General features: G+C 65.8%; 20 protein-coding genes. 12 read left to right on the forward strand and 8 right to left on the reverse strand.

Annotated elements, in window-relative coordinates; genetic code table 11:
- Positions 1-69: 69 nt before the first annotated feature.
- Positions 70-438 (reverse strand): STAS domain-containing protein, encoded by a 369-nt coding sequence (locus ACQY5K_RS10685; protein WP_428114934.1) that lies wholly within the window; start codon positions 436-438, stop codon positions 70-72.
- Between the two features lie 57 nt (positions 439-495).
- Positions 496-1,620 carry an LLM class flavin-dependent oxidoreductase gene (locus ACQY5K_RS10690; protein ID WP_428114936.1) on the reverse strand — a complete coding sequence of 375 codons (1,125 nt, stop codon included), beginning with the start codon at positions 1,618-1,620 and terminating at the stop codon, positions 496-498.
- A 167-nt stretch (positions 1,621-1,787) separates the two neighbouring features.
- Here ACQY5K_RS10690 and ACQY5K_RS10695 point away from each other — a divergent pair, with 167 nt between their 5' ends.
- Both ACQY5K_RS10695 and ACQY5K_RS10700 read left to right on the forward strand, forming a co-directional pair.
- Complete coding sequence (locus ACQY5K_RS10695; protein ID WP_428114939.1) at positions 1,788-2,507, forward strand: TetR/AcrR family transcriptional regulator; 720 nt, start codon at positions 1,788-1,790, stop codon at positions 2,505-2,507.
- Between the two features lie 36 nt (positions 2,508-2,543).
- On the forward strand, positions 2,544-3,683 hold the full coding sequence (locus tag ACQY5K_RS10700) for a hypothetical protein (RefSeq protein ID WP_428114943.1): 1,140 nt from the start codon (positions 2,544-2,546) through the stop codon (positions 3,681-3,683).
- Between the two features lie 60 nt (positions 3,684-3,743).
- On the opposite strand, the gene ACQY5K_RS10705 is transcribed toward ACQY5K_RS10700, so the two are convergent.
- Positions 3,744-5,780 carry a hypothetical protein gene (locus tag ACQY5K_RS10705; RefSeq protein ID WP_428114945.1) on the reverse strand — a complete coding sequence of 679 codons (2,037 nt, stop codon included), beginning with the start codon at positions 5,778-5,780 and terminating at the stop codon, positions 3,744-3,746.
- Between the two features lie 118 nt (positions 5,781-5,898).
- Positions 5,899-7,341 (reverse strand): sigma 54-interacting transcriptional regulator, encoded by a 1,443-nt coding sequence (locus ACQY5K_RS10710; protein ID WP_428114947.1) that lies wholly within the window; start codon positions 7,339-7,341, stop codon positions 5,899-5,901.
- 26 nt (positions 7,342-7,367) lie between these two features.
- Here ACQY5K_RS10710 and ACQY5K_RS10715 point away from each other — a divergent pair, with 26 nt between their 5' ends.
- The gene (locus ACQY5K_RS10715; RefSeq protein ID WP_428114950.1) at positions 7,368-8,726 is read left to right on the forward strand and encodes a hypothetical protein; all 1,359 of its coding nucleotides are present in this window, start codon (positions 7,368-7,370) and stop codon (positions 8,724-8,726) included.
- Positions 8,727-8,749: 23 nt separating this feature from the next.
- Here the strand turns inward: ACQY5K_RS10715 and ACQY5K_RS10720 are convergent, their stop codons facing one another.
- Together ACQY5K_RS10720 and ACQY5K_RS10725 are read right to left on the reverse strand one after the other, a co-directional pair.
- Positions 8,750-11,239: a hypothetical protein gene (locus tag ACQY5K_RS10720; protein ID WP_428114952.1), complete on the reverse strand. Its 2,490-nt coding sequence runs from the start codon at positions 11,237-11,239 to the stop codon at positions 8,750-8,752.
- 22 nt (positions 11,240-11,261) lie between these two features.
- Entirely contained in the window at positions 11,262-12,422 is a 1,161-nt protein-coding gene (locus tag ACQY5K_RS10725) for an ATP-binding protein (RefSeq protein ID WP_428114954.1), read from the reverse strand.
- A gap of 309 nt (positions 12,423-12,731) precedes the next feature.
- Here ACQY5K_RS10725 and ACQY5K_RS10730 point away from each other — a divergent pair, with 309 nt between their 5' ends.
- The 6 genes from ACQY5K_RS10730 to ACQY5K_RS10755 all read left to right on the forward strand — a co-directional run bounded on the left by ACQY5K_RS10730 (position 12,732) and on the right by ACQY5K_RS10755 (position 18,427).
- Complete coding sequence (locus ACQY5K_RS10730) at positions 12,732-13,562, forward strand: succinate dehydrogenase cytochrome b subunit (protein ID WP_428114957.1); 831 nt, start codon at positions 12,732-12,734, stop codon at positions 13,560-13,562.
- 57 nt (positions 13,563-13,619) lie between these two features.
- The gene (locus ACQY5K_RS10735) at positions 13,620-15,581 is read left to right on the forward strand and encodes a fumarate reductase/succinate dehydrogenase flavoprotein subunit (RefSeq protein WP_428114959.1); all 1,962 of its coding nucleotides are present in this window, start codon (positions 13,620-13,622) and stop codon (positions 15,579-15,581) included.
- A 47-nt stretch (positions 15,582-15,628) separates the two neighbouring features.
- Complete coding sequence (locus tag ACQY5K_RS10740) at positions 15,629-16,390, forward strand: succinate dehydrogenase/fumarate reductase iron-sulfur subunit (RefSeq protein ID WP_428122644.1); 762 nt, start codon at positions 15,629-15,631, stop codon at positions 16,388-16,390.
- A 98-nt stretch (positions 16,391-16,488) separates the two neighbouring features.
- Positions 16,489-16,782, forward strand: coding sequence for a hypothetical protein (locus tag ACQY5K_RS10745; RefSeq protein ID WP_428114961.1), 294 nt, complete (start codon positions 16,489-16,491; stop codon positions 16,780-16,782).
- A 155-nt stretch (positions 16,783-16,937) separates the two neighbouring features.
- Positions 16,938-17,597 carry a hypothetical protein gene (locus ACQY5K_RS10750; RefSeq protein ID WP_428114964.1) on the forward strand — a complete coding sequence of 220 codons (660 nt, stop codon included), beginning with the start codon at positions 16,938-16,940 and terminating at the stop codon, positions 17,595-17,597.
- Positions 17,573-18,427 carry a TolB family protein gene (locus tag ACQY5K_RS10755; protein WP_428114966.1) on the forward strand — a complete coding sequence of 285 codons (855 nt, stop codon included), beginning with the start codon at positions 17,573-17,575 and terminating at the stop codon, positions 18,425-18,427. Before ACQY5K_RS10750 ends, ACQY5K_RS10755 begins: the two co-directional genes overlap by 25 nt.
- Before the next feature lie 78 nt (positions 18,428-18,505).
- Here ACQY5K_RS10755 and ACQY5K_RS10760 read toward each other — a convergent pair whose 3' ends face one another.
- Positions 18,506-19,822 carry a PQQ-dependent sugar dehydrogenase gene (locus tag ACQY5K_RS10760; protein ID WP_428114968.1) on the reverse strand — a complete coding sequence of 439 codons (1,317 nt, stop codon included), beginning with the start codon at positions 19,820-19,822 and terminating at the stop codon, positions 18,506-18,508.
- Between the two features lie 120 nt (positions 19,823-19,942).
- Between ACQY5K_RS10760 and ACQY5K_RS10765 the strand changes: the two genes are divergently transcribed.
- The 3 genes from ACQY5K_RS10765 to ACQY5K_RS10775 all read left to right on the forward strand — a co-directional run bounded on the left by ACQY5K_RS10765 (position 19,943) and on the right by ACQY5K_RS10775 (position 22,572).
- Complete coding sequence (locus tag ACQY5K_RS10765) at positions 19,943-20,446, forward strand: pyridoxamine 5'-phosphate oxidase family protein (RefSeq protein ID WP_428114971.1); 504 nt, start codon at positions 19,943-19,945, stop codon at positions 20,444-20,446.
- A gap of 89 nt (positions 20,447-20,535) precedes the next feature.
- On the forward strand, positions 20,536-21,090 hold the full coding sequence (locus ACQY5K_RS10770) for a hypothetical protein (protein ID WP_428114973.1): 555 nt from the start codon (positions 20,536-20,538) through the stop codon (positions 21,088-21,090).
- Positions 21,091-21,135: 45 nt separating this feature from the next.
- Complete coding sequence (locus tag ACQY5K_RS10775; RefSeq protein WP_428114975.1) at positions 21,136-22,572, forward strand: flotillin family protein; 1,437 nt, start codon at positions 21,136-21,138, stop codon at positions 22,570-22,572.
- Between the two features lie 67 nt (positions 22,573-22,639).
- Here the strand turns inward: ACQY5K_RS10775 and ACQY5K_RS10780 are convergent, their stop codons facing one another.
- Positions 22,640-23,413 (reverse strand): TerC family protein, encoded by a 774-nt coding sequence (locus tag ACQY5K_RS10780; protein ID WP_428114978.1) that lies wholly within the window; start codon positions 23,411-23,413, stop codon positions 22,640-22,642.
- Positions 23,414-23,424 lie beyond the last annotated feature (11 nt).

Raw genomic sequence — 23,424 nt, forward strand, 5'->3', positions numbered from 1 at the left:
ACAGGATACGGCCACCGTCGCTGGTGCCTTGCCGCCGATCAGCCTCCGGGGTGCCTCGTCAGCGGATGTTCAGTCGACCGAAAGACGCTCCATGGCGTCCTGTATCCCGGGAGCCATTTCGAAGAGCGGCTCGACACCGGTGTCGACCAGCGTGTCGTTGATTTCAGGGTCCGTGACGACCAGCGACATTCGCCCGTCTGCACCCTGACAGCGCCGCCGCACATCAAGCAGCACGCCGAGGACGACCGGTGCCAGCAAGTCGACATCGGACAGGTCGATGATGAGCCTCGGCGGCGATCCCGCGGCCGCCAGCGCCGACCGCAGCGCACTGTCCAGCGACGCAATGGCCCCCAGATCGAGTTCGCCATGCGGGGTCACGACGACGACACCCGAACCGTCTGACGCGGTGACTGTGCGCTCAGAGATGCCGGAGATCACTGCGGCCCCCCACGCCGTCGGCGCCGGGGCTGCTGGGTCATGTGCCCGAGGTCCAGCTCAGGCAAAACGCGGCATCACCTTGTCGCTGATCAGCTCGAGCGACGCGTTGATCTGGTCGGCAGAGTGGATGCCCTGGGGAACCAGGAAGAACGCCTCGTCGATGCCGAGCAGCGTGTGCGCTTGTTCGATCTGGCGGCTGATCGTGTCGGGGCTGCCGACGAGCGGCAGCGGCATGCCCTGGCCGAACTGGATGGCCCACTGATTCCAGAACCACTCCATGTCAGCGAACTGGCGCCATGCCTCCTCGTCGGTCGGCGCGCACACGGCCACCCCACCCCAGCCGCACTCGTGCCCGCGCGGCTTCTCGACGCCGTGGCGGGCGGCCTCTTCCCGGTAGGCCTTCCAAAGCGCCTCGCAGAAATCCATCTTGTCGCTCAGCACGATCGGCGTGCCGCCATAGCGCGCCCAGAACACCGCCGAACTCATCGACATCGTGAACCCCCCATACAGCGGGGGGTGCGGCGACTGCAGCGGGCGCGGGGCGATGCCGACCTCACGGATTGTCATGTCCGCATCGACGCCGGCGCCGTAATCGGAATACACGGTGTGGGTGTGCGGATTGAGATTGTCGTTGGGGAAGCGCCAGAACTCGCCCTCGTAGGAGAACGTGTCGTTGCGGAGCGCAGTCAGCACCACCTCGACGAACTCTTCGAAGAACCGGCGGTTGTACTCGTCGTCATGGGTATCGCGGTTCCACTTGCCGACTGCGGCGAGGTCGGGACGGATCTTGAATTGATCCACCCAGCGGTGCTGGTAGCCGCGCACCACACCGAAGCAGAGCCGCCCGCCCGTCATGTGATCGAGGGTTGCCACCTGCTCGGCGACTCGCAGCGGGTTGTGGGTGGTCGACACGTAGCCGCAGGCGATTGGGCGCAGCCGGGTGGTGTGCTGGGCAATCCAGCTGGCCATCAGATTCAGATCGTTGGAGATCTCGAAACCCTCGATCTGCAAGTGGTGCTCTGGGTGGCCGAAGCCATACCAGCCGGCCTCGTCGGCGAAGCGTGCGATCTCGGCAATCTCGCCGAGCATGCGCTGGTAGTAGTCGTTGTTGAGTCCTGCGAGGCCGGCTTCCAACTCGTGGCGGCGACCGATCGTGCAGTACATGAACAAGCTGAACTTCACCCCGGCTCCCCTCAGTTCGGCTCGCTGCAGCCCGTAGCGGGTATCTCGCGGAGTGTAGGTGAGCACACTTCGGCGCGGCCAGCCGAAACCCACCAGCACGTGTCAGTGTCCCGCCTTGCGTCCAGCCACTGCATGAACGCTCGTTCAGGGCTAAGTTCGCGTCCGGCATGGATAGCACCGATGCAGCCTCCGGCAGTTCAGGCACAGTCACCGACAGCTCAGCCGAGTCGGTTCCCGTAGACGCCGCCATTGCCGCCGAATCCGATGAGAACGGCGACGCAGGCAACGGTCGTCGGGTCCGCAAAGGCGAGCGCAGCCGGATGCGCATTCTCGACGCCGCTGCGCGTCTGCTGTCGTGCCGCGGCTATGCCGCCACGACCCTGACCGACATCGCCGGCGCTGCCGAGATGCAGGCGGGCAGCCTCTACTACCACTTCGATTCGAAGGACGCGATCGTCGAAGAGGTGCTGCGGGTCGGCATCGACCACGCCCGCGACGCCATCGATGCAGCGCTTGAGGCTCTAGGTCCCGACGCCTCGGGCTCGGATCGGCTGGCCGAGACCATCGTGGCGTACGTGAACTGCATCGTGGCCGCGAGCAGCTTCACCGTCGCCAACATTCGCTGCTACAACGAGTCGCCACCGCACACCCGCGAGAACCTCACCGTTCCGCTGCGCGAATTCGCGAACCTCTGGGTGGGGCTGATCTCCGAAGGCCAGGCCGACGGCTCACTGCGCGCCGACACCAACGCCAAGGTCCTCGCCCGGCTGATGATCTCGGGCCTCAACTCGCTGGCGAGCTGGTACCGCCCCAGCGGCGAACTCCGCCTCGACGACCTCGCCCGCCAATTCGCCGACATGGTCCTCACCGGCCTGCAACCCGCCTGAACTTCGAATAGTCGTTCTCAGCAGTAGCTTTCGCTGGTGCAATTCCCCATCCGGCTCGCGCTGCTGCTGCGACCGACGGTCAAGATCGGCATCCTCCTAGCGGTCGGCTTCAGCGTCCTCGCGTTCGTGTCGACGCCGTTCCTGTTGTCCGAGATCTCTGATCACTACGACATCAGCCTCGGCGCGGCCTCCTTGATCGGGGTGTTCCAGCTGGGCGGATTCGTGGTGACCTCATGGGGCGCCGGTCGCTGGCTGCAGCCGCGCGGGTGGGTCTTTGTCACCAGTCTCGGTGCAGCCGCGGCGGCCAATCTGGCTTCGGCCGCCCTGCCCGCATTCGCGGCGCTCGTGGCGTTGCGGCTCCTCAGCGGCTTCGCGCTCGGGCTTGTGGCCTGGTACGGATGGGTACAGGCCTTCGGCGACTCGCGTCGAATGGACGATGTAGCGGTGACGGGCCCCATGGTCGGGCTGGTCGCTGCACCGCTTGTCTCGGTGCTGCTCACCGCCGGCGGCGCACGGCTCGTGTTTGCTTCGCTGGCGGCCGTGTCACTGATCCCTCTCGCGTTCGGATACCGAAGCGCAGTGGACCATCTCCCAAGGACGACCACGCGCAACCGCGCCGTGCCCGCCGCCCGGATCCTGTTGATCTGTCTGGGCCTGTTCACCCTCGGCGGCTCGTCGGTCTTCGTCTTCGCCGTGGTCCTGGGCACCGGCAACGCAGCCATGTCAGTGACGGTGATCGCCATCGGCTTCAGTCTCAACGCCCTGGTCGCGATCCCCGCGGTTCGATGGAAGGCCCCCCGCAAGATCCCCAGCCCCCCGATGGCAGCCGCAGCGGCGTGCCTGATCCTCGTCGCCACATCAACGCAACCGTGGCTGTTCTTCAGTGCGCTCGTGGCGTGGGGCTTCTTTTTCTGGTTGGCGATACCAGGAGTGTTCGAAGTCCTGGCCAGCCGGTCCCGCTATCCCGAAGAACGTGCCGGCGACGCCCAGGCCGTGATGGCCGCAGGCCGCGCCGGCGGACCGCTGATGGGCGGTCTGCTCATCGACGGCCTCGGCACCACAGCGCTGGGCATTGCGGGCGCAGGGCTCGTCCTGATCTCCGCCATCGGCGTCTTCACCGTTCGCAACGTCGCCCCGCCCCTTCAAGACGCCCGGTCAACCACGTCAACCCCGTAGCGGCGGCGGGAGAACGACCGCTTCATCCGCCCGTTGGCGATGAGACGGCAGCGGCTGCGCTCAGAAGCGGCTGCTCGAGCTCAGCTTTCGGCGGTGCTCGAGGAAGTCCACCAACACGTAGTTGCCCAGATCGTGGGGGCTCGTGAAGAAGGCCCGCCCCCCGTTCATCTCGGTCATCTTCTCCACGAACGCCCGCAGATAGCTGTTCGGGTCGAGCATGAACACGTTGATGCGGATGTCCTCGCGGGTGGCCCGCGCCACCTCCAGCAGCGTGGCCTCGATGGTCTCGCGCACTGGCGGGTAGGCGAAGTACGGCCGGCCGTCGCGGGCAAGGTGGGCTGTCGGCTCACCATCGGTGATCATGATGATCTGCTTCGAACCGGTCTGGCGGGCCAGCAGGCGCCGGGCGATCATGAACCCGTGCTGCATGTTGGTGCCGTAGGCGAAGTCCCACGACACCTCCGGCAGCTCGGACGCCTTCAGCTCGTTGGCCGACTCGGCGAAGCCCACGATGCCGAGGTAGTCACGCGGGAACTGCGTCGAGATCAGCGAGTGCAGCGCCATCGTGACCTTCTTGGCGGGCAGGAAGTTGTCACGCATCGGCATCGACAGCGACAGGTCCAGCATCAGCACAGTCGAAGCGCGCGAAAGCAACTCAGTGCGCTCGATCTCGAAGTCGTCGGGTGTCAGGCGCACCGGCGTCCCGGTCCCCTGCCGAGTCACGGCGTTGCGCACGGTTCGCTCGATATTGAGATTGAAGGTGTCGCCGAATTCGTATGGCTTGGTCTCGTAGGCGCGTTCGTGGCCGATGCCGGTCTTGCGCACCTGGTGACTGCCGACCTTGTCGTCCATGAGACGGTCGAACAGGTCGCCCAGGGCGTTCTGGCCGATCCGGCGCAGCGCTCGCGGCGTCAGCTCCAGCCGTCCCTCAGTGTGCTGGGCAAGCCCTGATTCCTCCAGCATCCGAGCCATCTCGCTGAGTTGCTCCAGCGCCTCGGCGGACTCGTTGCCGAGCAGCTCGCGCACCCGCTCCGGGTCCACTTCTGCAAGCGCAGAGGGGCTGACGGCGCCCTGCAGCATCTCCGAAAGCGCATCAAGGTCGCCGAGCTGGCCCATCACGTCAGCCGCTTGGGACATCGACAGCGGGTCGTCGCCGCCGAACTGGTAGTTGCGATCCCAGCCCATGTCGGGAAAGGCCTGCTGGAGGTTCTGCGCGAGCTGCTGGGCCTGCCATTGCAGGTCCATGTCGTCCATCAGCTGGGACGCCAGGTCGGCCAGTTGCTGGCGCTGGGCGGGCGTCATCGAGTTGAGCATCGAGGCCATGGCGGCCATGCGCTTGGCCATGATCTCAAGCAGCTCATCGAGCGACTGGGGGTTCTCACCGAAGAAGTCGCCGTAGCGGTCCATGAAGCCTTCGAAGTCGGGCTCCTCTCCCCGGGCACGCTGTTCGAGCATCTGGTTGAGCTCGGCCATCATGTCCTTGGTGCGGGCCAGGTCCTCGGGGCTCATGTTGCCCATGGCACCGGTCATCTGGTCGAAGTAGCTCTGGGCCACCTCCTGGCGCAGCCGCTCGACGAGCTCGGCGAACTGTTCGCGGGCCTCGGGAGATTCGAAGTCGTAGTTCTGCAGGCCCCGCATCTTCCCGGCGAGGTCTGGCGGCAGCATGTCGAGCTGCAGGTTGCGCTCGACGGCGCTGGACTGGGCGATCTCGCTGCGTCGCTCGTCGCCGCTGTCGGCGGCGTTGTGCGAGAACTCTTCGAGCGCCTCGCGCTCGGTGTCGGTGATCTCGTCAAGCTCGCGGGCGATGTCGTCGTAGACGCCGCCGAGGTCGAACTGCTCGAGCATCTCCGAACGACGCTCGCGCAGCCGTTCGAGCATCTCGCGAAGCCCTTCGAGCCGATTGCCGTCAGCGTCGGTGAAGCCTTGCTGCATCAGGCGCCGCAGCGCAGCGTTCAGATCGCCGTGGTACAGCAGATCGTCGGTCAGCTCGGCAAAGAGGCTGTCCGCGTCGAAGTCGAAGCCGGTCTGGGTGCCGTCCCACGCCGAGTAGCGGAAGCGGGCGCCTTCGCGACGAGCCCGACGCCAGCGAATCTTCATCGGACGCCGGCCTGCACAGTCCTGGCTCCGTCGGCCGCGAGGCCAGCCAAGCGCCTCGGGAATCGAACGCCAGCCTGCACAGTCTTCACTCTGTCACGGTCGCCATGTGTCGGGGGACTCAACCGCGCGAGCGGTAGGTGGCCCGGGCGCCGACGTGCTCCTTGTTGAGTCGCTTGGACAGGTGCAGGCCTTCGAGAACCAGCTCGACTGCCGAGGCGAGCACTGACGGGGCGGCGCCCTCGCTGGCCGCTCCCGCATCTACTGAGGTGGCCGCGAGCGATTCGGCAGCAACCGCGAGCGCCGGGTTGCCCTCGAGCAACTCCATGTAGGTGCCAGAGCCAAGGTCGTCGCCGGTGTGGACCACCTTGCCCTCGCCGAAGCTGGCCACGACATCGGTCAGCTCGTCTGGGGAGAAGCGGTTCTTGAAGACCTCGAGGACCGCGGCGCGCAGCATCGTCTCGACGATCTTGCCGTCGCGGCCTTCTTCCATCGACTCGATCTCGATCTTGCCTGCCGTGGAGCTCATCAGCGCCTCGAGGTCGCTGACACGCGGCACGACGTGATGCTCGCCGCGCTGAAGTGCCCGGCGAGCGGCGTTGGCGACCAGCGTCTCGGTGTTCGTGACGGTCATGCGCACCGAGACGCCTGAGCGCTGGTTGACATGGCTGCTCGACCGGGCCACATGGCTGAAGGTGGCCACGATCTCGGACATGAAGTCCGGCAATGTCACCGAAATGCCTCCCAAGACATGCTCGAGGCTGAGCGGGCGAGCCTCGGCGGCGGCGATGTCCATCTCGGTGTCGACATCGAGCGGATAGTGGGTGCGGATCTGGGCGCCGAAGCGGTCCTTCAGCGGCGTGATGATGCGACCCCGGTTGGTGTAGTCCTCGGGGTTGGCCGTGGCCACAAGCAGCACGTCGAGCGGCAGGCGGATCTTGTAGCCGCGGATCTGCACGTCTCGCTCTTCGAGCACGTTCAGCAGGCCCACCTGGATGCGCTCGGCAAGGTCCGGCAGCTCGTTGATGGCGAAGATGCCGCGGTTGGTGCGCGGCACCAGTCCGTAGTGCAGCGTCAGCTCGTCTGAGAGGTACCTGCCCTCGGCAACTTTGATGGGGTCCACCTCGCCGATGAGGTCGGCAATCGAGGTGTCCGGCGTGGCCAGCTTCTCGCCGTAGCGGATGCTGCGATGCGCCCAGGCGATGGGTGTGTTGTCGCCGTGCTCGGCGACGAGATCGCGAGCGTGCCGGGAAACCGGGTTGTACGGGTCGTCGAAGATTTCCGAACCCTCGATGTAGGGCATCCACTCGTCGAGCAGGTTGACCAGCGATCGGATCATCCGGGTCTTGGCCTGCCCGCGCTCGCCCAGAAACACGACGTCGTGCCCAGCGAGCATCGCGTTTTCGAGTTGGGGCAGGACCGTGTTTTCGTACCCCAGCACTCCTTCGAACAGCGGCTCGCCGGCGGCGACGGCTGCGGCGGCGTTCTCACGCATCTCCTCTTTGACCGGCCGGGACTCCCAGCCGATCTTGCGCAGTTCGCCGAGCGTGGTGGGTTGGCTCATGGCGGGCAACCTAGCCCCCACCGCACGTGGTGGCAGGCGCCAGTTCCGACCTCGGCGACCGCTACCGTCACAGCGAGACCGGTGGCACCGGGGGCGATGCCGGAACGGCGGTCACGCACGGGAGCCGGCACGGAGGGAACAAGGTGAGCGTCGAGTGGTCGCTCGTCGAGGAGTCCGGCGGAGACGCCGCACCGCTCGCCGGAACGTGGCTTGTTCGCGCGGCCGGCCATGGCGAATGGCGCACAGTTGCAAACCGAGCACTGGACGATTCGGCTTGGCTCGTGTCACGTTCGCCAGGGCGATGGTGGCTCGACGACGGACTCGGCGAGGCCGATGCCGTTCTGTACCGACGCCACTTCGACCCTCCGATACCCGACGGTTCCCACACGCATGCCGACGCCCGCGACTGGTTGGTCACCGGCGGCGTTTGCGGGCTCGGCCATGTCTGGCTGGACGGCGCGTATCTCGGCGACGTCCGCGGGCGGCACTACCGGCACGCCTTCGAGATCACGGGGCGTCTGGGGCCTGGTGACGGTCGTGGGGCCACACATCTCATCGCCATCGAAGCAGCCCACCCGCCGAACCGGCCGCATCCTGGGCCCGACACCCCGGTCGCTGACATCCGGATCGAACGAACGGGCCCCGCTCGCATCGAGCGTGCACGCGTCCTGGTCATCGAGGCCGACTACGACCGCGCAGTGCTGCGCATCTCCGCGACGGTCGACAGCGCCGCCACCTACCGATCCGAAGTCACCACCACTGTGTTGCCGTGCGTGACGCCGGGTACAGGCGAAACGCCGGGTGGTGGCCTGGCGCGGTCGTCACCTGTGCTGGCGCGAGGACGCAACAACCTCGAATGGCTGGTCGCCCTCGATCAGCCGGCGCTGTGGTGGCCGGCGGGGATGGGAGCCCAGCCCCGCTACAACGTCAACATCGCGCTCTCCGTCAACGAGCGGACGAGCCACACCGTGCAGTGCACAACAGGCATCCGCACGGTGAGTGCGCGTCGCTCCGGGATGCTTGTGAACGGTGAGCCTCGCCCCACAGGACCAGACAGTCTCACCATCATTGCGCACGATCTCGCCCACCGTGGCCTGTACGAGACCGCGGACGCCGCCGGCACCTTGTTGTGCCAACAGATCACCCTCGACCCCAGCGTGCTCGGCGGCGGTCAGCGAAGCCTCCGCGCAGTCGCGGCCCGAGCGGCAGCCGCAGCCGCCGACCACATCGGCAATCACCCCAGCGTCGCCGCCTGGCAGCCGCTGCGAAACCTCGGCGGACGCCGATCCATCCCGGGAAGCGGCCCCCTTCGCGACCGCATCATGCGCCGCGCCCTCCACGACGCAGACCCCACGCGTCCCGCATGGCTGCTTGGCGGTTTCTAGTGCTCTGCTCGGCAACCGACGACTCAGTTCGACTCCAACAACCAGAGCCCCACATCGATGGCTCCGCGCGCCATGTCGTAGCCAGGCTCGTCCGGCCAACTCGCTCGCGCCTCCGTTACGCGCTCGCCCAATAGCCCACGTGCGACTGTCGGGATCTTTCCCTGGGCTGCCGCGAGCAGTAGCTCGGGTAGCAACAAGACTTGTTCGGACGGTTCACCGCGTGCTTGATCGATAAGAAAGGCAACTGAGTCGAACGCCGACGCAGGACCACCGCTGTCGGACTCCCACCAGAGCTCGCCTGGATACAGCCAGCGGATAAGCGCGCACGTGATGATCGCGTCGAAGTAGGACCGCACCGCCCGGCCGAGTTCGAACATTACCCAGCGCGGCGCGGCGGAGGGCCGCGTCGAGAGCCGCGTGTGGTTGACAGCGGCGCCAATCGCTGCGTAGGCCGCCATGCAATCCAGTTGGGCGCCGTACAAAGAGCGGCCACGCACCCGCTCTTGGTGGATCGCAGGCTCGGACATTCCCCAGAAAACATGGGTGGGGTTCGGCCCCCCGCCTGCCACGCCGAACCGGGGGGACCAGTCGTCGTCAACGTCTTGGTAGGTCAAGTGATATTGCAGAAACTGAAGACGGGACGATACGAAGTTGTGGCCGTGCTCGGAGAGCTGCGCTGTTGAGATGCCGGAGCGGTCGAGGAGACGGTATTCCTCCTGCAGCGGCGACTGCCACGGAAAGCAGCTCGTCCACAAGGACGACAATCGACCCGGGATGAACTGGTTCTGCATTGCCGACCACTCGCGAGGCGATGTCGGTCGGCTATGAAGCACCAACGCGTCAACCCGGCGCTCTTGCTGCAGACTCAGCAGTTCATCGGCAACGGCGACCTTGATGTGCCTCAGCGTCAGACCGGTCACAGTTCCCCATGAGAAGATCAAGACCGACTGCTCGGAGGTGAGCTGGGAAAGCACCGCGCGCAAGTCAGGGTCGCCCTCGGCGAGGATCGGAACAAACTCGTCGATGTCAAGCGCACGCAACACCAACTGAAGGCTGCGGCGCAGATCCGTGGTGCCTTCACCGGCAAATCCAGGCAGCGGCACCTGCTTCAAGTCATTCTCGGCAGCCACGACCAAGCCGACGTTGGCCTCGGGCGGTACGACATAGCCACCTCTGCTCAACAACCGAATTCGCTGTGCATGAACCCACTCTTCGAGTCCTTCGTGAGACACGATCAGCTCGAAAATGGGCCGAACGGGCAGTGGGGTGCGTTTGCCGCGCGCAACCCTGCTGGCCGGATGCGGGTTGGCCTCTATTGAAATTCCACCCGTCCGAGCGGCACGCTCCCAGAAGCTCTGAGCGTCCTGTGCGTAGTCGATGTCGGGCATGACCAAATGGGGCTCAGGCAAGGACATTGCGCCATAGCTGCGGGGATCGATGGCGACGATCTGCGCCTTTTCCGCGCTACCGCAGAGACCGCAGAAAGCGCCCATGCCGTCAATCTTGGGGCGCGCCAAGCCAAGCCACGTCGAGACACGCACAGGCGACTCCACGGCTGGCCCAAGAGCCATATCAAGCTGTGCAGCCCTGTCGACGAGCACCTCAAGCGCGCAGTGATCCACTCCAAGGCTCGCCACGGCTCGTTCGAGTTCGTCTAGGAGAAGCCGCTGCAAGCCGCCCGTGGAACTGACTGAGAGAAGTGCAAGCACTTGACTCGTCGACCCTTGCAGCACTGATTCGACGGTCCGACGAACGGTGGGTCGGCCGGATGGGTACTGCGGCAGAATCGCTGTCGGTCCTATCTCCTGACCATGCTGGCGAAGCACGTTGTCGATCTGTAGCACGAGGGGCGTAAGACCTGCAGTGTCGGCTACGACTCCAATTCCATCAACGAGGAATGGCGTGAGCCAGCAGACAACGGCTGACACGTCTTCCGGACCATGAAACGCGTCGGCGGCGCGGACAAATACATCCGTGTGTTCACCGCTCGGCAAACGGTAGTGATAGGTCTTCGGCTCCCAAATCGCCTCGCGGGACTCGAGTAACGCTCGAAGTTCCAATGACCTCGCCTGTGCGCACAGCTCGGCATCATCGGCAACAGTCGTCCTGGCCCACACGATCCTCGGTGGGCCGCCGAGTCGGTGCAGCAAGACGCCGAGATTCGAGACGCCCGAGGGGATGACCGGCTGACCGCCAGCGTTACCCGACAATCGATTGAGCCAAGTTTCGATTTCCTCGATGAACTCTTCGGCGGTTGCAGCGATCCACGGCCAACGCACGAGAACACAGTCCGTCGATGACAGGTGCTGCAGTCGTTCCTGTATGGCGGCCGTCATCCGTTCGGGTAGTGCTGTTGCAGATCCTGAGCGGCCACGGCTCCTACCGTGCAGATCGACCAGCGTGAGCCCGAACGCTTGGCCATCGTCGCCGACGTTTACTGGTGCCTTGGCGAATGCCTCGTCCGACGAATCATCGATGTCGACGCGCAAGTAGCGGCCCGCTGTCGTCGCCATCGTCCGCCGTCGGACTCAGCCGCTACCGGGTGGCCGCTTCGGAGAACGTCAACTCCAGTTGATGCGGATCGTCGTCGGGCACCGTCACTTCCAATCCAAGCGAAACCCAAACGAGGGTGCCCCCCACGGGCAATTTTGGGACGGTGGAAACGGCCGGGGCCGCGTCACCGCTATGCCAGTCCAAGTACGTGGCCGCATCTGCTCCATCGCCGTTCGTCACGATGCAAATGCGGCTCGCGCCCCCGACGCCTCGGTCGCCCCAGGCGTACTCGCTGGCGATCTTGCGCACCAGATTCAGCCCCACTCCACGGCCGCCTACGCGACGTGGCAGATGACCCAGAATTGCGTCGCTCAGCGCTTCTTCGGAAGTGCGCTGTCGATCCTGATAGAGGTCGTTAACACGATGCGGCAAGCCGGTGCCGTTATCGAGCACCGAGAAGTGCAGCCGATTGTGGCTCTCCCGGCCACCACCTAGCGTCACATACACCTGTCCCAACGAACAGCCTCGTGGCTCACGCCTCAAGGCTGCATGGTCCGGGACATTGACAACAATCTGGTAGAAGACCTCGAGGCAGTCGGCGAGTGTCTTCTGCATCTCCCTCGCGGAGTGCCCACCGAGTCGGCCGCTCAGCCAGCGTCCCGCGACCAGCGAGAGCTCGCGGTGCAGGCTTGCAGCAGGACGGTGGTGCGGATGTATCAGCGACAACAGATAGCGCTGAAAGGCTGCGCGTATTACCCAAGAATCTCGCTCAAGGTCGTGGGCACTCACCAGCGCTTCGCGCAACATTGCGGAGTCGTCTGGGTGAAACGAATGCGCCCACGCAATCTTCGTGTCGCCCCACTCGTCGGGTGTGCCGCCAGACCATTGAACTTGGTCGCGGTTGGCCAACGCGAAGAAAAAGCCGCCACGGGCTAGCTGCAGATTCAAGCCGCGCGACTCGGGCAGACTTACCGTCACTGGGACGTTGCGATAACGACCCACGAGCAAATTAGCCAACGTCATGACCGAGGGAATGAAGAGCCGTAGAGCTGATGGTCTGCTGGCCTCTGGGGCTGTTTCTTCCGACAAGTCGAGGTGAAATGTGCGGTCGTTGGTCTGTGCCCAGCGGAGCTCGAGTGCCAGCTCTGCGAGCGGTAGCGGATCCCACTTGGCCAGCAGCGCGGCCAACGTCGTGTGCGCCACGTGCTCCTCCTCCAGCAGGCTCTAACGAGGACGGTACCTTAGGTGCGACCAGCGAGACCGACACGAGATCGTTCCCCCGTCAGCACGGATCAGCCTCGCAGACGCCGGGATACGTATGGGTCAAGGTCCAGGCCGCGACACCCAATTGCGCACGGCGTGAGGTGCGCAAGTACGGTACGAAGCTGCGCGAACCGCTCTCGGCGGTCTCGCACCGAAACAACGTCGCATCCAGTTCGCTGACCGGGCCATCCCGGCCGGCTGTGCCGCCGCTGCACACTGTCCCCCGAATGTCGCCCACAGGAGAAGCACATGGCGCCGACTGCCACGCAGCCCGCCGGTTCGGTTCCGGTGTTCAAGACCAGACACCCGTTGCCGTTCCCGCTGAACATCTACCAGTCAGCGGTCGGTCGCAAGTGGGTCATGGCGCTGACCGGCATCGGGCTCTTGGGCTTTGTCATCGTGCACATGATTGGCAACCTGCACATCTACGAGGGCCCCGCGCGGATGTACGAGTACGCCGAGACGCTGCGCGAGCTGGGCGGCGGCCTGGTGCCACGAACGCTGCTGCTGTGGGTGATGCGGGTCGGGCTTCTCGCCATGTTCGTGGTTCACCTGCATTCGGCGTACACGCTCAAGGAGCGCAGTCGCCTGGCCTCGGATCGAGCGGGCTTCGTGGGTGGCGCCAAGAAGTACGAATCCAAGCGCGACTACATCGCAGCCAACTACGCCTCACGCACCATGCGCTGGACCGGTCCGATCGTGGGCCTGTATGTGCTGTTCCACCTTGCCGACCTGACGTGGGGATGGTGGCTGGGTGATGCATATGTGCGGGGCAACCCGTACCACAACGTGGTCGAATCGCTGTCGTCGGTCCCGGTGGCGATCGTCTACGTCGTGGCCAACGTGGCGCTTGCGGTGCACATCTTCCACGGCACCTGGAGCATGTTCCAAAGCCTCGGCGTGAACAACCCCCGCTACAACGGCCTGCGCCGCAATCTTGCGACAGTGCTGGCCGGCGTGGTCCTGATCGGCAATCTGTCCTTCCCGATTCTGGTGCAAGCCGGCCTCGTCGACGAGGGCAACGCCAAGTGCAGCAGCGTCGATCTCGAGTGTTTGGCCGAAGAGGCTGAGGCACATTAGATGCAGCGAAGAGGCTGAGGCACACTAGATGCAGCGAAGACGCAGAGGCCCACTGAGATGGCGGCAGAAGGGACTGACGCGGCGATGAACGGTTCATCGAACGGCGTGCTTGACGACCGGGTGCCCGACGGGACAATGGCCGACAAGTGGACCAACCACAAGTTCTCCATGAAGCTGGTCAACCCCAACAACAAGCGCCGCTTCGAGATCATCGTGGTGGGCACCGGGCTGGCAGGCGCTTCCGCCGCGGCGTCGTTGTCCGAGCTGGGTTACCGGGTCAAGGCGTTCACGTTCCACGACTCGCCCCGCCGGGCGCACTCGATTGCAGCCCAAGGCGGCATCAATGCCGCGAAGAACTACACCAACGACGGCGACTCGGTACACCGGCTCTTCTACGACACCGTCAAGGGCGGCGACTACCGCAGCCGTGAGGCCAACGTGCACCGTCTGGCCGAGGTGTCGACGAACATCATCGACCAGTGCGCGGCGCAGGGCGTGCCGTTCGCCCGCGAGTACGGTGGCCTGCTCGACAACCGCTCCTTCGGCGGGGCACAGGTCAGCCGGACGTTCTACGCCCGTGGCCAGACCGGCCAGCAGTTGCTGCTGGGTGCCTACCAGGCGCTCGCAAGGCAGGTCGCAGCCGGCGGTGTCGAGTTGTACACCCGCAGCGAGATGCTGGATCTGGTCACCAAGGACGGCCGAGCCTGCGGCATCGTCACCCGCGACCTCGTCTCGGGCGAGATTGCGGCGCACTCCGCGCATGCGGTGGTGCTGGCAACCGGCGGCTACGGCAACGTCTACTACCTGTCCACCAACGCCATGGCGTGCAACGTCACAGCGGCGTGGCGGGCGCACCGGCGGGGGGCGTACTTCGCCAACGCCTGCTACACGCAGATCCACCCCACCTGCATCCCGGCCAGCGACGAGTTCCAGTCGAAGCTGACGCTCATGTCCGAGTCGCTGCGCAATGACGGTCGGATCTGGGTGCCCGAGGCGATGGACGATGCCCGCTCGACCGAGAAGATCCCCGAAGGCGAGCGCGACTACTACCTCGAGCGCAAGTACCCGGCGTTCGGCAACTTGGTGCCGCGTGACGTGGCCAGCCGCAACGCCAAGACCGTCGTGGACCAAGGCAAGGGCGTCGGGCCGCTTCGCAACGGCGTCTACCTCGACTTCTCCGAAGTGATCGGCCGCGACGGACAAACGGCGGTGGCGACCAAGTACGGAAACCTCTTTGACATGTACGAGCGCATCACCGGTGAGAACCCCTATGAGGTGCCGATGCGGATCTACCCGGCCATCCACTACACGATGGGCGGACTCTGGGTCGACTACCACCTCATGACCACGGTCCCGTGCTGCTACGCGATCGGCGAAGCCAACTTCTCCGATCACGGCGCCAACCGGCTGGGTGCGTCAGCGCTGATGCAGGGGCTCGCGGACGGCTACTTCGTGCTGCCCTACACGATCGGCGACGACCTCGCCGGCCGGCTGGGCGAGCCGGTGGTGGCGGCGGACGATCCGGTGTTCACCGAGGCGGTGGCCGGCGTCGCCGATGCCACGCAACGGTTCCTGTCGATCGGCGGGACCCGCTCGGTGGACTGGTTCCATCGCGAGCTCGGCCAGATCGTGTGGGACTACATCGGCATGGAGCGCTCTCGGGAAGGCCTCGAGAAGGCGCTCTCGGAGATCCCAGCGCTCGAAGCCGAGTTCTGGGCAGACCTCCGGGTGCCCGGCTCGGGCGCAACGCTCAATTCGGGCCTCGAGAAGGCGGGCCGGGTGGCCGACTTCTTCGAGCTCGCCAAGCTGATGGCGCGAGACGCATTGCTGCGCGAGGAGAGCTGTGGCGGGCACTTCCGGGCAGAGCACCAGACACCCGACGGCGAAGCGCAGCGCGATGACGAGAACTTCGCACACGTCGCCGCATGGGAATGGCATGGCGCTGACACCGTCCAGACCCGTCACGCCGAGGAGTTGGAGTTCGAAGAGGTGGCACTGACACAGCGGAGCTACAAGTGAGCGGCGGAACATCCGACCAGAGCAGCCAGAGCAGCCACGGCGGCGTGCTGAATTTCACCTTGCGAGTGTGGCGTCAAGAGGGCGCCGATGCGAAGGGCCGATTCGAGACCTATGACGCGCCGAACGTCAGCGAGGACATGTCGTTCCTCGAGCTGCTCGATGTGATCAACGAGCGGCTGATTGCCGACGGCAAGGTACCGATCGAGTTCGATCACGACTGCCGCGAGGGCATCTGCGGCATGTGCAGCCTGATGATCAACGGGCGGGCGCATGGCCACGAGAAAGCCACGACAACGTGCCAGCTGCACATGCGCAAGTTCTCCGACGGCGACACCATCACCGTCGAGCCCTTCCGCGCGAAGGCATTCCCGGTGGTGCGCGACCTCGTGGTCGACCGCAGCTCGTTCGATCGCATCATCGAGGCCGGCGGCTACATCTCGGTGAACACCGGTGCGGCTGGCGACGCCAATCTCACGCCGGTGCCCAAGGACGCCGCGGAGACGGCGTTCGACGCAGCGGCGTGCATCGGGTGCGGTGCCTGCGTGGCGGCGTGCCCGAACTCGGCGGCGCAATTGTTCACCTCGGCCAAGCTGGCGCACCTCAACCTGGTCCCCCAGGGCCAGCCGCAGCGCTGGGAGCGCACCGAATCGATGGTCGAGACCATGGAGCAGTACTTCGGCTCATGCACCAATCACGGGGAGTGCACCGAGGCCTGCCCCAAGGAGATCAGCCTCGACTTCATCGCGTTCATGAACCGCGACTACGTCAAGGCCAAGATCAAGAACCGCAAGCTCGCCGGGCAGCACTAGTCCACGCGGCGCGTTCGCGGAGCGTCAGTAAACGGACAGAGCGATAGCGTGCCGCTCTCGTGAACAGAGTTCACCGATTCATGATTTCAATTTCGACGGTGAGGCGTCAGAGCCGGCGCTCCAGTCAAACAGCACGGGCTGCGCTCGCGCTGGTTGCTGCGCTGGCCGTCGTTGCGCCCGCGGTGCCGCCGGCGGCAGCAGAGGCGCCGTCGAACCAGGTGCGCTACGGGACGAACCTGACGCTGGTTGTGGCGAATTGCCCGAGCCCAGCCGACAACGCAGTCGCTCAGGCACTGGCGCATCACGCCCGCAACGCCGCAGCGGTGTGCATCGAGTCCGACGGCCTGTCGCCGGAAACCGCGGCCCTTAGAGGATGCGCCAATAGGCGCTGACCTGCGAAAACACTGGCTTCGGCTGTTGGCCGGGGAGGGGTCTGACCAGCGTCTTTGCTGCCGGGGTCCGATATCTCCCTCAATCTGCGCTACAGACCGCTCACCTATCCGCGCGGCCTCTTATCGCCGAATTTGCGCCAGACCGCGTTCTGGTCGTGGGCGGCGAATCTGCGGTGCTGCCCGCGGCGATGGACGAGTTGACCGCAGCCGTTTGCGCGGCATGCCGCTGGACCGTGGTCGAGCGCCTCGGCGGAACCAGCCGGGTCGAGACCGCTGCGGCGGCCGCGCGCGCTGCACTGGAGCGCCCTGAGGTCGCAGGCCCGAACACGGTGACCCTGATCGTGGCGAATGGCTGGAACAGCGCCAATGTCCGCACCGCCGCGACCGCCTCGCTGATCGCCGACTACCGACCGGCGCGTGTCGTGATCGTGGGCCTCGCTGACGACGTGGGCTCGGCCACAGAAACGGCGGTTGAGGCGGCACTCGATGACATCGCGAAGATCATCGAAATCGAGCGGGTCGCCGACGCCGGCGAACCGCGGGCGACGATCCCCGAAACGTCCCCGTCCGTCCCCACGGCGCGCGCGATCTTCACGGCGGTCCGCCAAGGTGAACGCAGCCGCGTACCTTCAGGCGACACCTCACTTCCCTACGTGGGGATCAGCAAGGCCGCGTGTGGGTCTGGGTGGGGTGAGCGCCTATGGACCATGCGCGCCGATGGCTCAGACCGCCAGTTGCGCTCGGATGACCACAACGGATGGTCGTGGAATCCGCGCGACGGCAGTTTGGGTTGGCCGAGGTCGACGGTCGCCTGATTGTCTCCACCGTCGACGGCGACACAAACGTCCTGTTCGAGCCAGCTGGATATCCGGTCTGGTCGCCCGACGGCAACGGCGTCGTCGCCTTCGAGCTCAGCGACAGCGACGGCAATGGTCGCGTGGATCGCATCGAGGCGTACGTCGCCGAATCGGACGGCCGCCGAATCCGCAGCCTCGGTCGCGTCGCCTACCGCACCCTGCTGTTCGCGAACGTGCCCGGTGCCTTTTGGTCGCCCGATGGACAGCACTTCGCGTACGTCGGGCTGATCACCGACCCCGACACGGGAGCCACGACGTCACGCGCACATATCGAGTCCATGGATTCCAACGCGCCCGTGCTCACACTCGGCGATGACGTCACGTTCTTCGGCTGGTCGCCGGACGGACGGCACATCACCTACGGCACGTCGAGCGACTGCGATGGCGACGGCCGCGACGACAGTCAGAATCTTTGGATCGCAAAGCCCGACGGTGGAAGCGCACGTGACTTGGGGCTCATCGACCGCATTCAATGGCGCTCCGTTCAGCTGTGGTCGCCTGACGGCACCCACATCGCGTACGAAGCACTCGACGGGGAGCTGTTGTGGTCGCCCGACGGGTCCTACGTGGCCTACACCGCAGTGTTGCGTGACGCCGACGGCAATCGTGCCGGCACCCAGCCTCGCATCGAACGATCCAACGGAATCGGCGGTTCGGGGGTCATCGAGGAGAACGGCAATCTCCTCGAGTGGTCTCGGGGGGGTGAGCGTGTGGCCTACGTCGCGCACTACGACGACGACAGCAACGGTGTTGTGGATCGTCGAGCGCTGCGCGTGCACACCGGTTGATGACCGACGTCGCCTGGGGTGAGTGGCAGCCACGCTGATCCGGCCCGCGCTGATCGTCACTGGTCAACGCAGTACCGGTCAACGCAGATCTGGCTCGAGGCGGAACACCGTTCCTGCCGAGCTGAGCACGTACAACTCGCCGTCGGCGTCAGTGCCGAACGACACCAGCGTCTGTCGTGGCACTGAGACGCCGAGAGACACACGGCCAAGTCCGCCGTCGGCATCGGCCACGAGTCCCCACAGTTCTGCGGTGCAGTAGTCGCCGAAGACATACGCGCCCGCCAGCGCCCCAATGAGAGCGCCCCGATACACCTCGCCGCCCGTCACCGAGCAGCCCTCGTCGTGGCCGTAGGTGTAGACGGGAAACACCAGGTCGCCCCGCGTCGCACTGCCTGCGAACCGGTCGTTGCCCTCGAACAGCGGCCATCCCAGGTTGGCACCCGGCGACCAGCCGTCGGCGGCCCGAAGCGCCCCGATTTCCTCGATGGCGTTCTGGCCGACGTCGCCGATCCACAGGTCGCCAGTTGTCGAGTCGAATGAGAACCGCCACGGGTTGCGGGCGCCGTACGCCCACACCTCGGGCGCGCCGCCGCCCGATGCGAACGGGTTGCCTGCGGGAATGGCGTAGCCGCGGCCCGACGGCGGCATCGGGTCGATGCGCACGATGGTGCCCAGCAGCGTAAAGGGGTCCTGACCATTGCCGAAGAGGTCGTCTGCGGCGCCGCCGTCCCCGAATCCCGCCCACAGCAGCCCGTCGGGTCCGATTGCCACATGGCCGCCGTTGTGGTTGCACGCCGGCTGGTCGACACGCAGCAGCACCCGCATGCGATCGGTCTCGGGCACCGATCCCTGCATCGGCGCGGCCGCGATGCGGCTGGCGCCGGAGGTGTCGGTGTAGCTCAGGTACAGCTGCGAGCCGTCGGGCGCGAACGCAAGGCCGAGCAACCCCCGCTCACATCCCCCACTCACCGATTTGCCGATGTCGGCCACCAGCTGCGGTGCTGCGTCGGAGCCGCCCGGATCCGGTAGCCACACCTGGCCCGAACGCGACGCCACGTAGCGCTGCGCCGTGTCAGGCTTCGCCGCCATTGCGATCGGGTCATCGATCTCCGCCACCGGCACCAGGCGCAACGATGTGTCGGCGAGCGTTCTCGGTGCAGTTGATTCGTCATCCCCGGCGTCGGTCGGTACGACGGCGTTCGGCGTGCTCGTGCCGGTGGATCCCGCAGCCGCCATGGTCACACTCGGTTGCGCCCCAGGCTCGACCGTGGCCGCATGGTCGACATCGCCGCCACCGGCACCGTCAGCGCTCGACGTTGTCGCACGCTCGGTGCTCGCGCTGCACGCCGCGACCAGCACCGCGGCGACAAGTGCCACGGCCCCGAGCTTGCACATGCGGCCGACGGTATCCCGGGCCTCAACGAGCGGCGCAATCCGCAGTCGTCGCCGTCTGCGAATATCTGAGGCGCAGCCGAGAGGCACAGGCCGCGGCGCGACGAGATGCCGAGGATTTGCATGAGCACTGCCAGCAGCGCGGCGACCTGGTCAGAGTTCGCATCAGCGAGCCCAGAGCTGGCCGAGCGGGTGCAGAAGCGCTTTGACAGCCACCGGCATGCCGTGATGGCAACGATCCGCGCCGACGGCTCGCCGCGCATGTCGGGCATGGAGGCCCCGATCCGTGACGGGCATCTGTGGCTCGGCATGGAGTACGAGTCGACAAAGGCGGGTGATCTGCGGCGCGACCCCCGGTTCGGATTGCACTCCGCACCCGACGACGAGGCAATGACCTGCGGCGACGCGCGCATCGAGGGCCACGCCGTGCCGGCTGACAGCGAGCTGGCCACGCTGTTCGCGCGCGGCCACCGCTTCGAGATCGACGACCCCACGCGCATTGCGCTCTTCACCGCAGAGATCACCCGCGTCGTGCTGGTGCATGTCGCAGAGCACGCACTGTTGGTGGAGTCGTGGTCACCGGCCGGCGGGATGGCAAGTCATCGCTTGGCGGGAGTATCAGCCTGAGGAAGGTCCCGATCGACGATGCCGCGCCGGTTCTGCCGCGCAAGTCCATCGCAGGCAGCGAAGCGTAGAGTTCGAGCGAGGAGGGACCGATGGGCGACTGGTGGCAGGCTCTGACCGGCGATCTGCAGATCTTCTACGCGATCGCCTTCATCGCCAGCTTCTTCCTGCTGTTGCAGATCGCGCTGCTGGCATTCGGCATCGGAGCTGACGTCGATATCGACGTTGGCGACGAGGACCCGGGCAGCGGGTTCCTGTCTGTGCGGACGTTGACCGCGTTCTCGTTTGCGTTCGGCTGGACGGGCGTCCTCATGAAGCAGGCAGACCGCTCCACAGCCCTGTCGGTGGGCGTCGCCATCGCCGCCGGCTTCGCAGTGTTCATTGCCGTGGGCTTGTTGTGGCGCTCATTCGCGAAGCTCGGCGAGAGCGGCTCGATCGACTACCAGTCCGCCGTGGGCGCACACGGCACCGTCTATCTCACGGTTGCCGCGAACCGTGCCAAGCCAGGCAAAGTCGAAGTGATGGTGCAGGGACGACTGCGGGTCATCAACGCCCTCACGGAGTCCAACGAGAGCCTGCCGGCGCAGACTGCCATCACCGTCGTCGGCGTCGTCGACCCATCGACCGTTCTCGTGGCGCCTCACTAGCCTGACCTTGCCCACCAAGCCCACCAAGCAGACATAGAGGTAGTTATGGCCGTCATCGCACTCGCAGGTGGCCTGTTCGCCATCCTGCTGATCGCCGTGCTGTGGATCTCATCGCGCTTCAAGCGCTGTCCATCCGACCGGATCCTCGTGATCTATGGACGCGTCGGAGGCGAAGGCGAGTCGGCGAAGTGCCTGCATGGCGGCGGCAGAATGGTGTGGCCAATCCTGCAGGGCTGGTCCTTTTTGGACCTCACGCCGATTCCCATCGAGATCAAGCTGCAAGGCGCTCTCTCGCAGCAGAACATTCGGGTCAACACGCCAGCCACGTTCACGGTCGGGATCTCCACCGAGCCAGGCGTCATGCAGAATGCCGCCGAGCGGCTGCTCGGTTTGTCCCTGCTGGAAATCGAGAACCTGGCCCGCGACATCATCTTCGGTCAGATGCGGGTGGTGATCGCCACCATGCCGATCGAACAGATCAACACCGACCGCGAGCAGCTCATCGTCAACATCACCGAATCGCTCGAGCTCGAACTGCGCAAGGTCGGGCTGCGCCTCATCAACGTCAACATCCAGGACATCACCGACGAGTCGGGATACATCGACGCTTTGGGTCGCGAAGCCGCAGCCCGCGCCATCAGCGAGGCCAAGGTCAAGGTGGCCGAGCAGGAGCGCGACGGCGACATCGGCGCCGCAGAGGCGCAACGCGAGCAGCGCATCCGCGTGGCGCAGGCCAACGCCACCGCGACCGAAGGCGAGAACGAATCGTACGTTGTGATTGCTCAATCGGCCGGCGAGCGGCGCCAGTTGGAAGCAGAAGCTGAGCGCGCCGCCAACGCCGCTGAGCGCGTCAGCCAGGCACAGGCCGCACAGGAGTCGTTCACGGCTGAGGCTGAGGCCGAGCGGGTGCGAGCAGAGCGCGACAAGGCCGCACAGGACGCCGACATCGTGGTGCCGGCCCAGGTGGAACGCGAGCGGGTGCGCACGCTTGCCGAGGCCGAGGCCGACCGGATCAGGCTGGTGAAGGCCGGTGAGGCCGACGGTCAGCGGCTGCTCATGGAGGCTGAGGCGATGGGCTTGCTTGCGTTGCTCAGCCGGCGCGCCGAAGGCTTCGGCGCCCTCGTTGCTGCCTGCGGCGGTGCGGCGCCACAAGCAGCGCTGCTGATGATTGCCGAGCAGCTGCCGAACCTCGTGGCCGAGCAGGTGAAAGCCATCTCGAACTTGAAGATCGACAAGATCACGGTGTGGGACTCGGGCTCGGGTGGCGACGGGCAAGCCGGCACGACGGCCAACTTCGTGTCTGGCCTGGTGGGTGCGCTGCCGCCGTTGCATGAGGTGGCGAGCCAGGCAGGCATCAAGCTGCCGCAGTTCCTTGGCGAGTTCGAGGACGAAGGGGCACTGGATCGACTGCGCGAACTGGCCGACCGGCTGCGCGACAGCTCGGGTGACGGCTCAGGCGACGACGAAGGCAACGGCGACTAGGCCGAGACATCCAGCGGCCCCAGTGTGCGGGCCGCCCAGTGTGCGGGCCGCCCAGTGTGCGGGCCGCTCAGTGCGCCTGAGCGTCGGCCTCGGGCAGGCGGCGCTCGTGCAGTTCGACTGGCGGCTTGGGTGACTCGCGGTTGCGCTTCATGCGCAGGTTGAGCGCTTCAACCAAAACGGCGAAGCCCATCGCGAAGTAGATGTAGCCCTTCGGGATGTGGAAGTCGGCGCCCTCGGCTACCAGTGACATGCCGATGAGCAACAAGAAGCTGAGCGCCAGCATTTTCACGGTCGGGTGACGGCTCACGAACCGCATCACCGGGCCCGACGACCACAGCATGACGCCGACGGCGATCACGACGGCTGCGATCATCACACCGACACGGTCGGACATGCCGACCGCGGTGATGACCGAGTCGAGGCTGAACACCAGATCGAGCAGCAGGATCTGCACAATGACCTTGGCGAACGAGCCGGCAGCGCTCCCGGCGGGACCCTGAGCGTCATCGCCTTCGAGCTTGTGGTGGATCTCGAACGTGGACTTGCCCAGCAGGAACAGCCCCCCGCCCAGCAGGATCAGGTCGCGCCCCGACAGCTCGTGGCCGAAGACCGAGAACAGCGGTGTCGTGAGCCGCACGATCCACGAGATGCCCAGCAGCAGCAGCACCCGCATTCCCATCGCCAGCGACAGCCCCACGACGCGAGCCCGGTCGGCCTGTTCGCCATCCAGCCGGCCTGCCAATATCGAGATGAAGATGACGTTGTCGATGCCGAGGACGATCTCGAGCACCGTCAGCGTCGCCAGCGAGATCCAGACCTCGGGATTCGATATCCACTCCACGGGCGCCCACG

Origin of the sequence: Candidatus Poriferisodalis sp. (assembly GCF_965262965.1) — a bacterium.
Taxonomy (GTDB): domain Bacteria; phylum Actinomycetota; class Acidimicrobiia; order Acidimicrobiales; family Poriferisodalaceae; genus Poriferisodalis.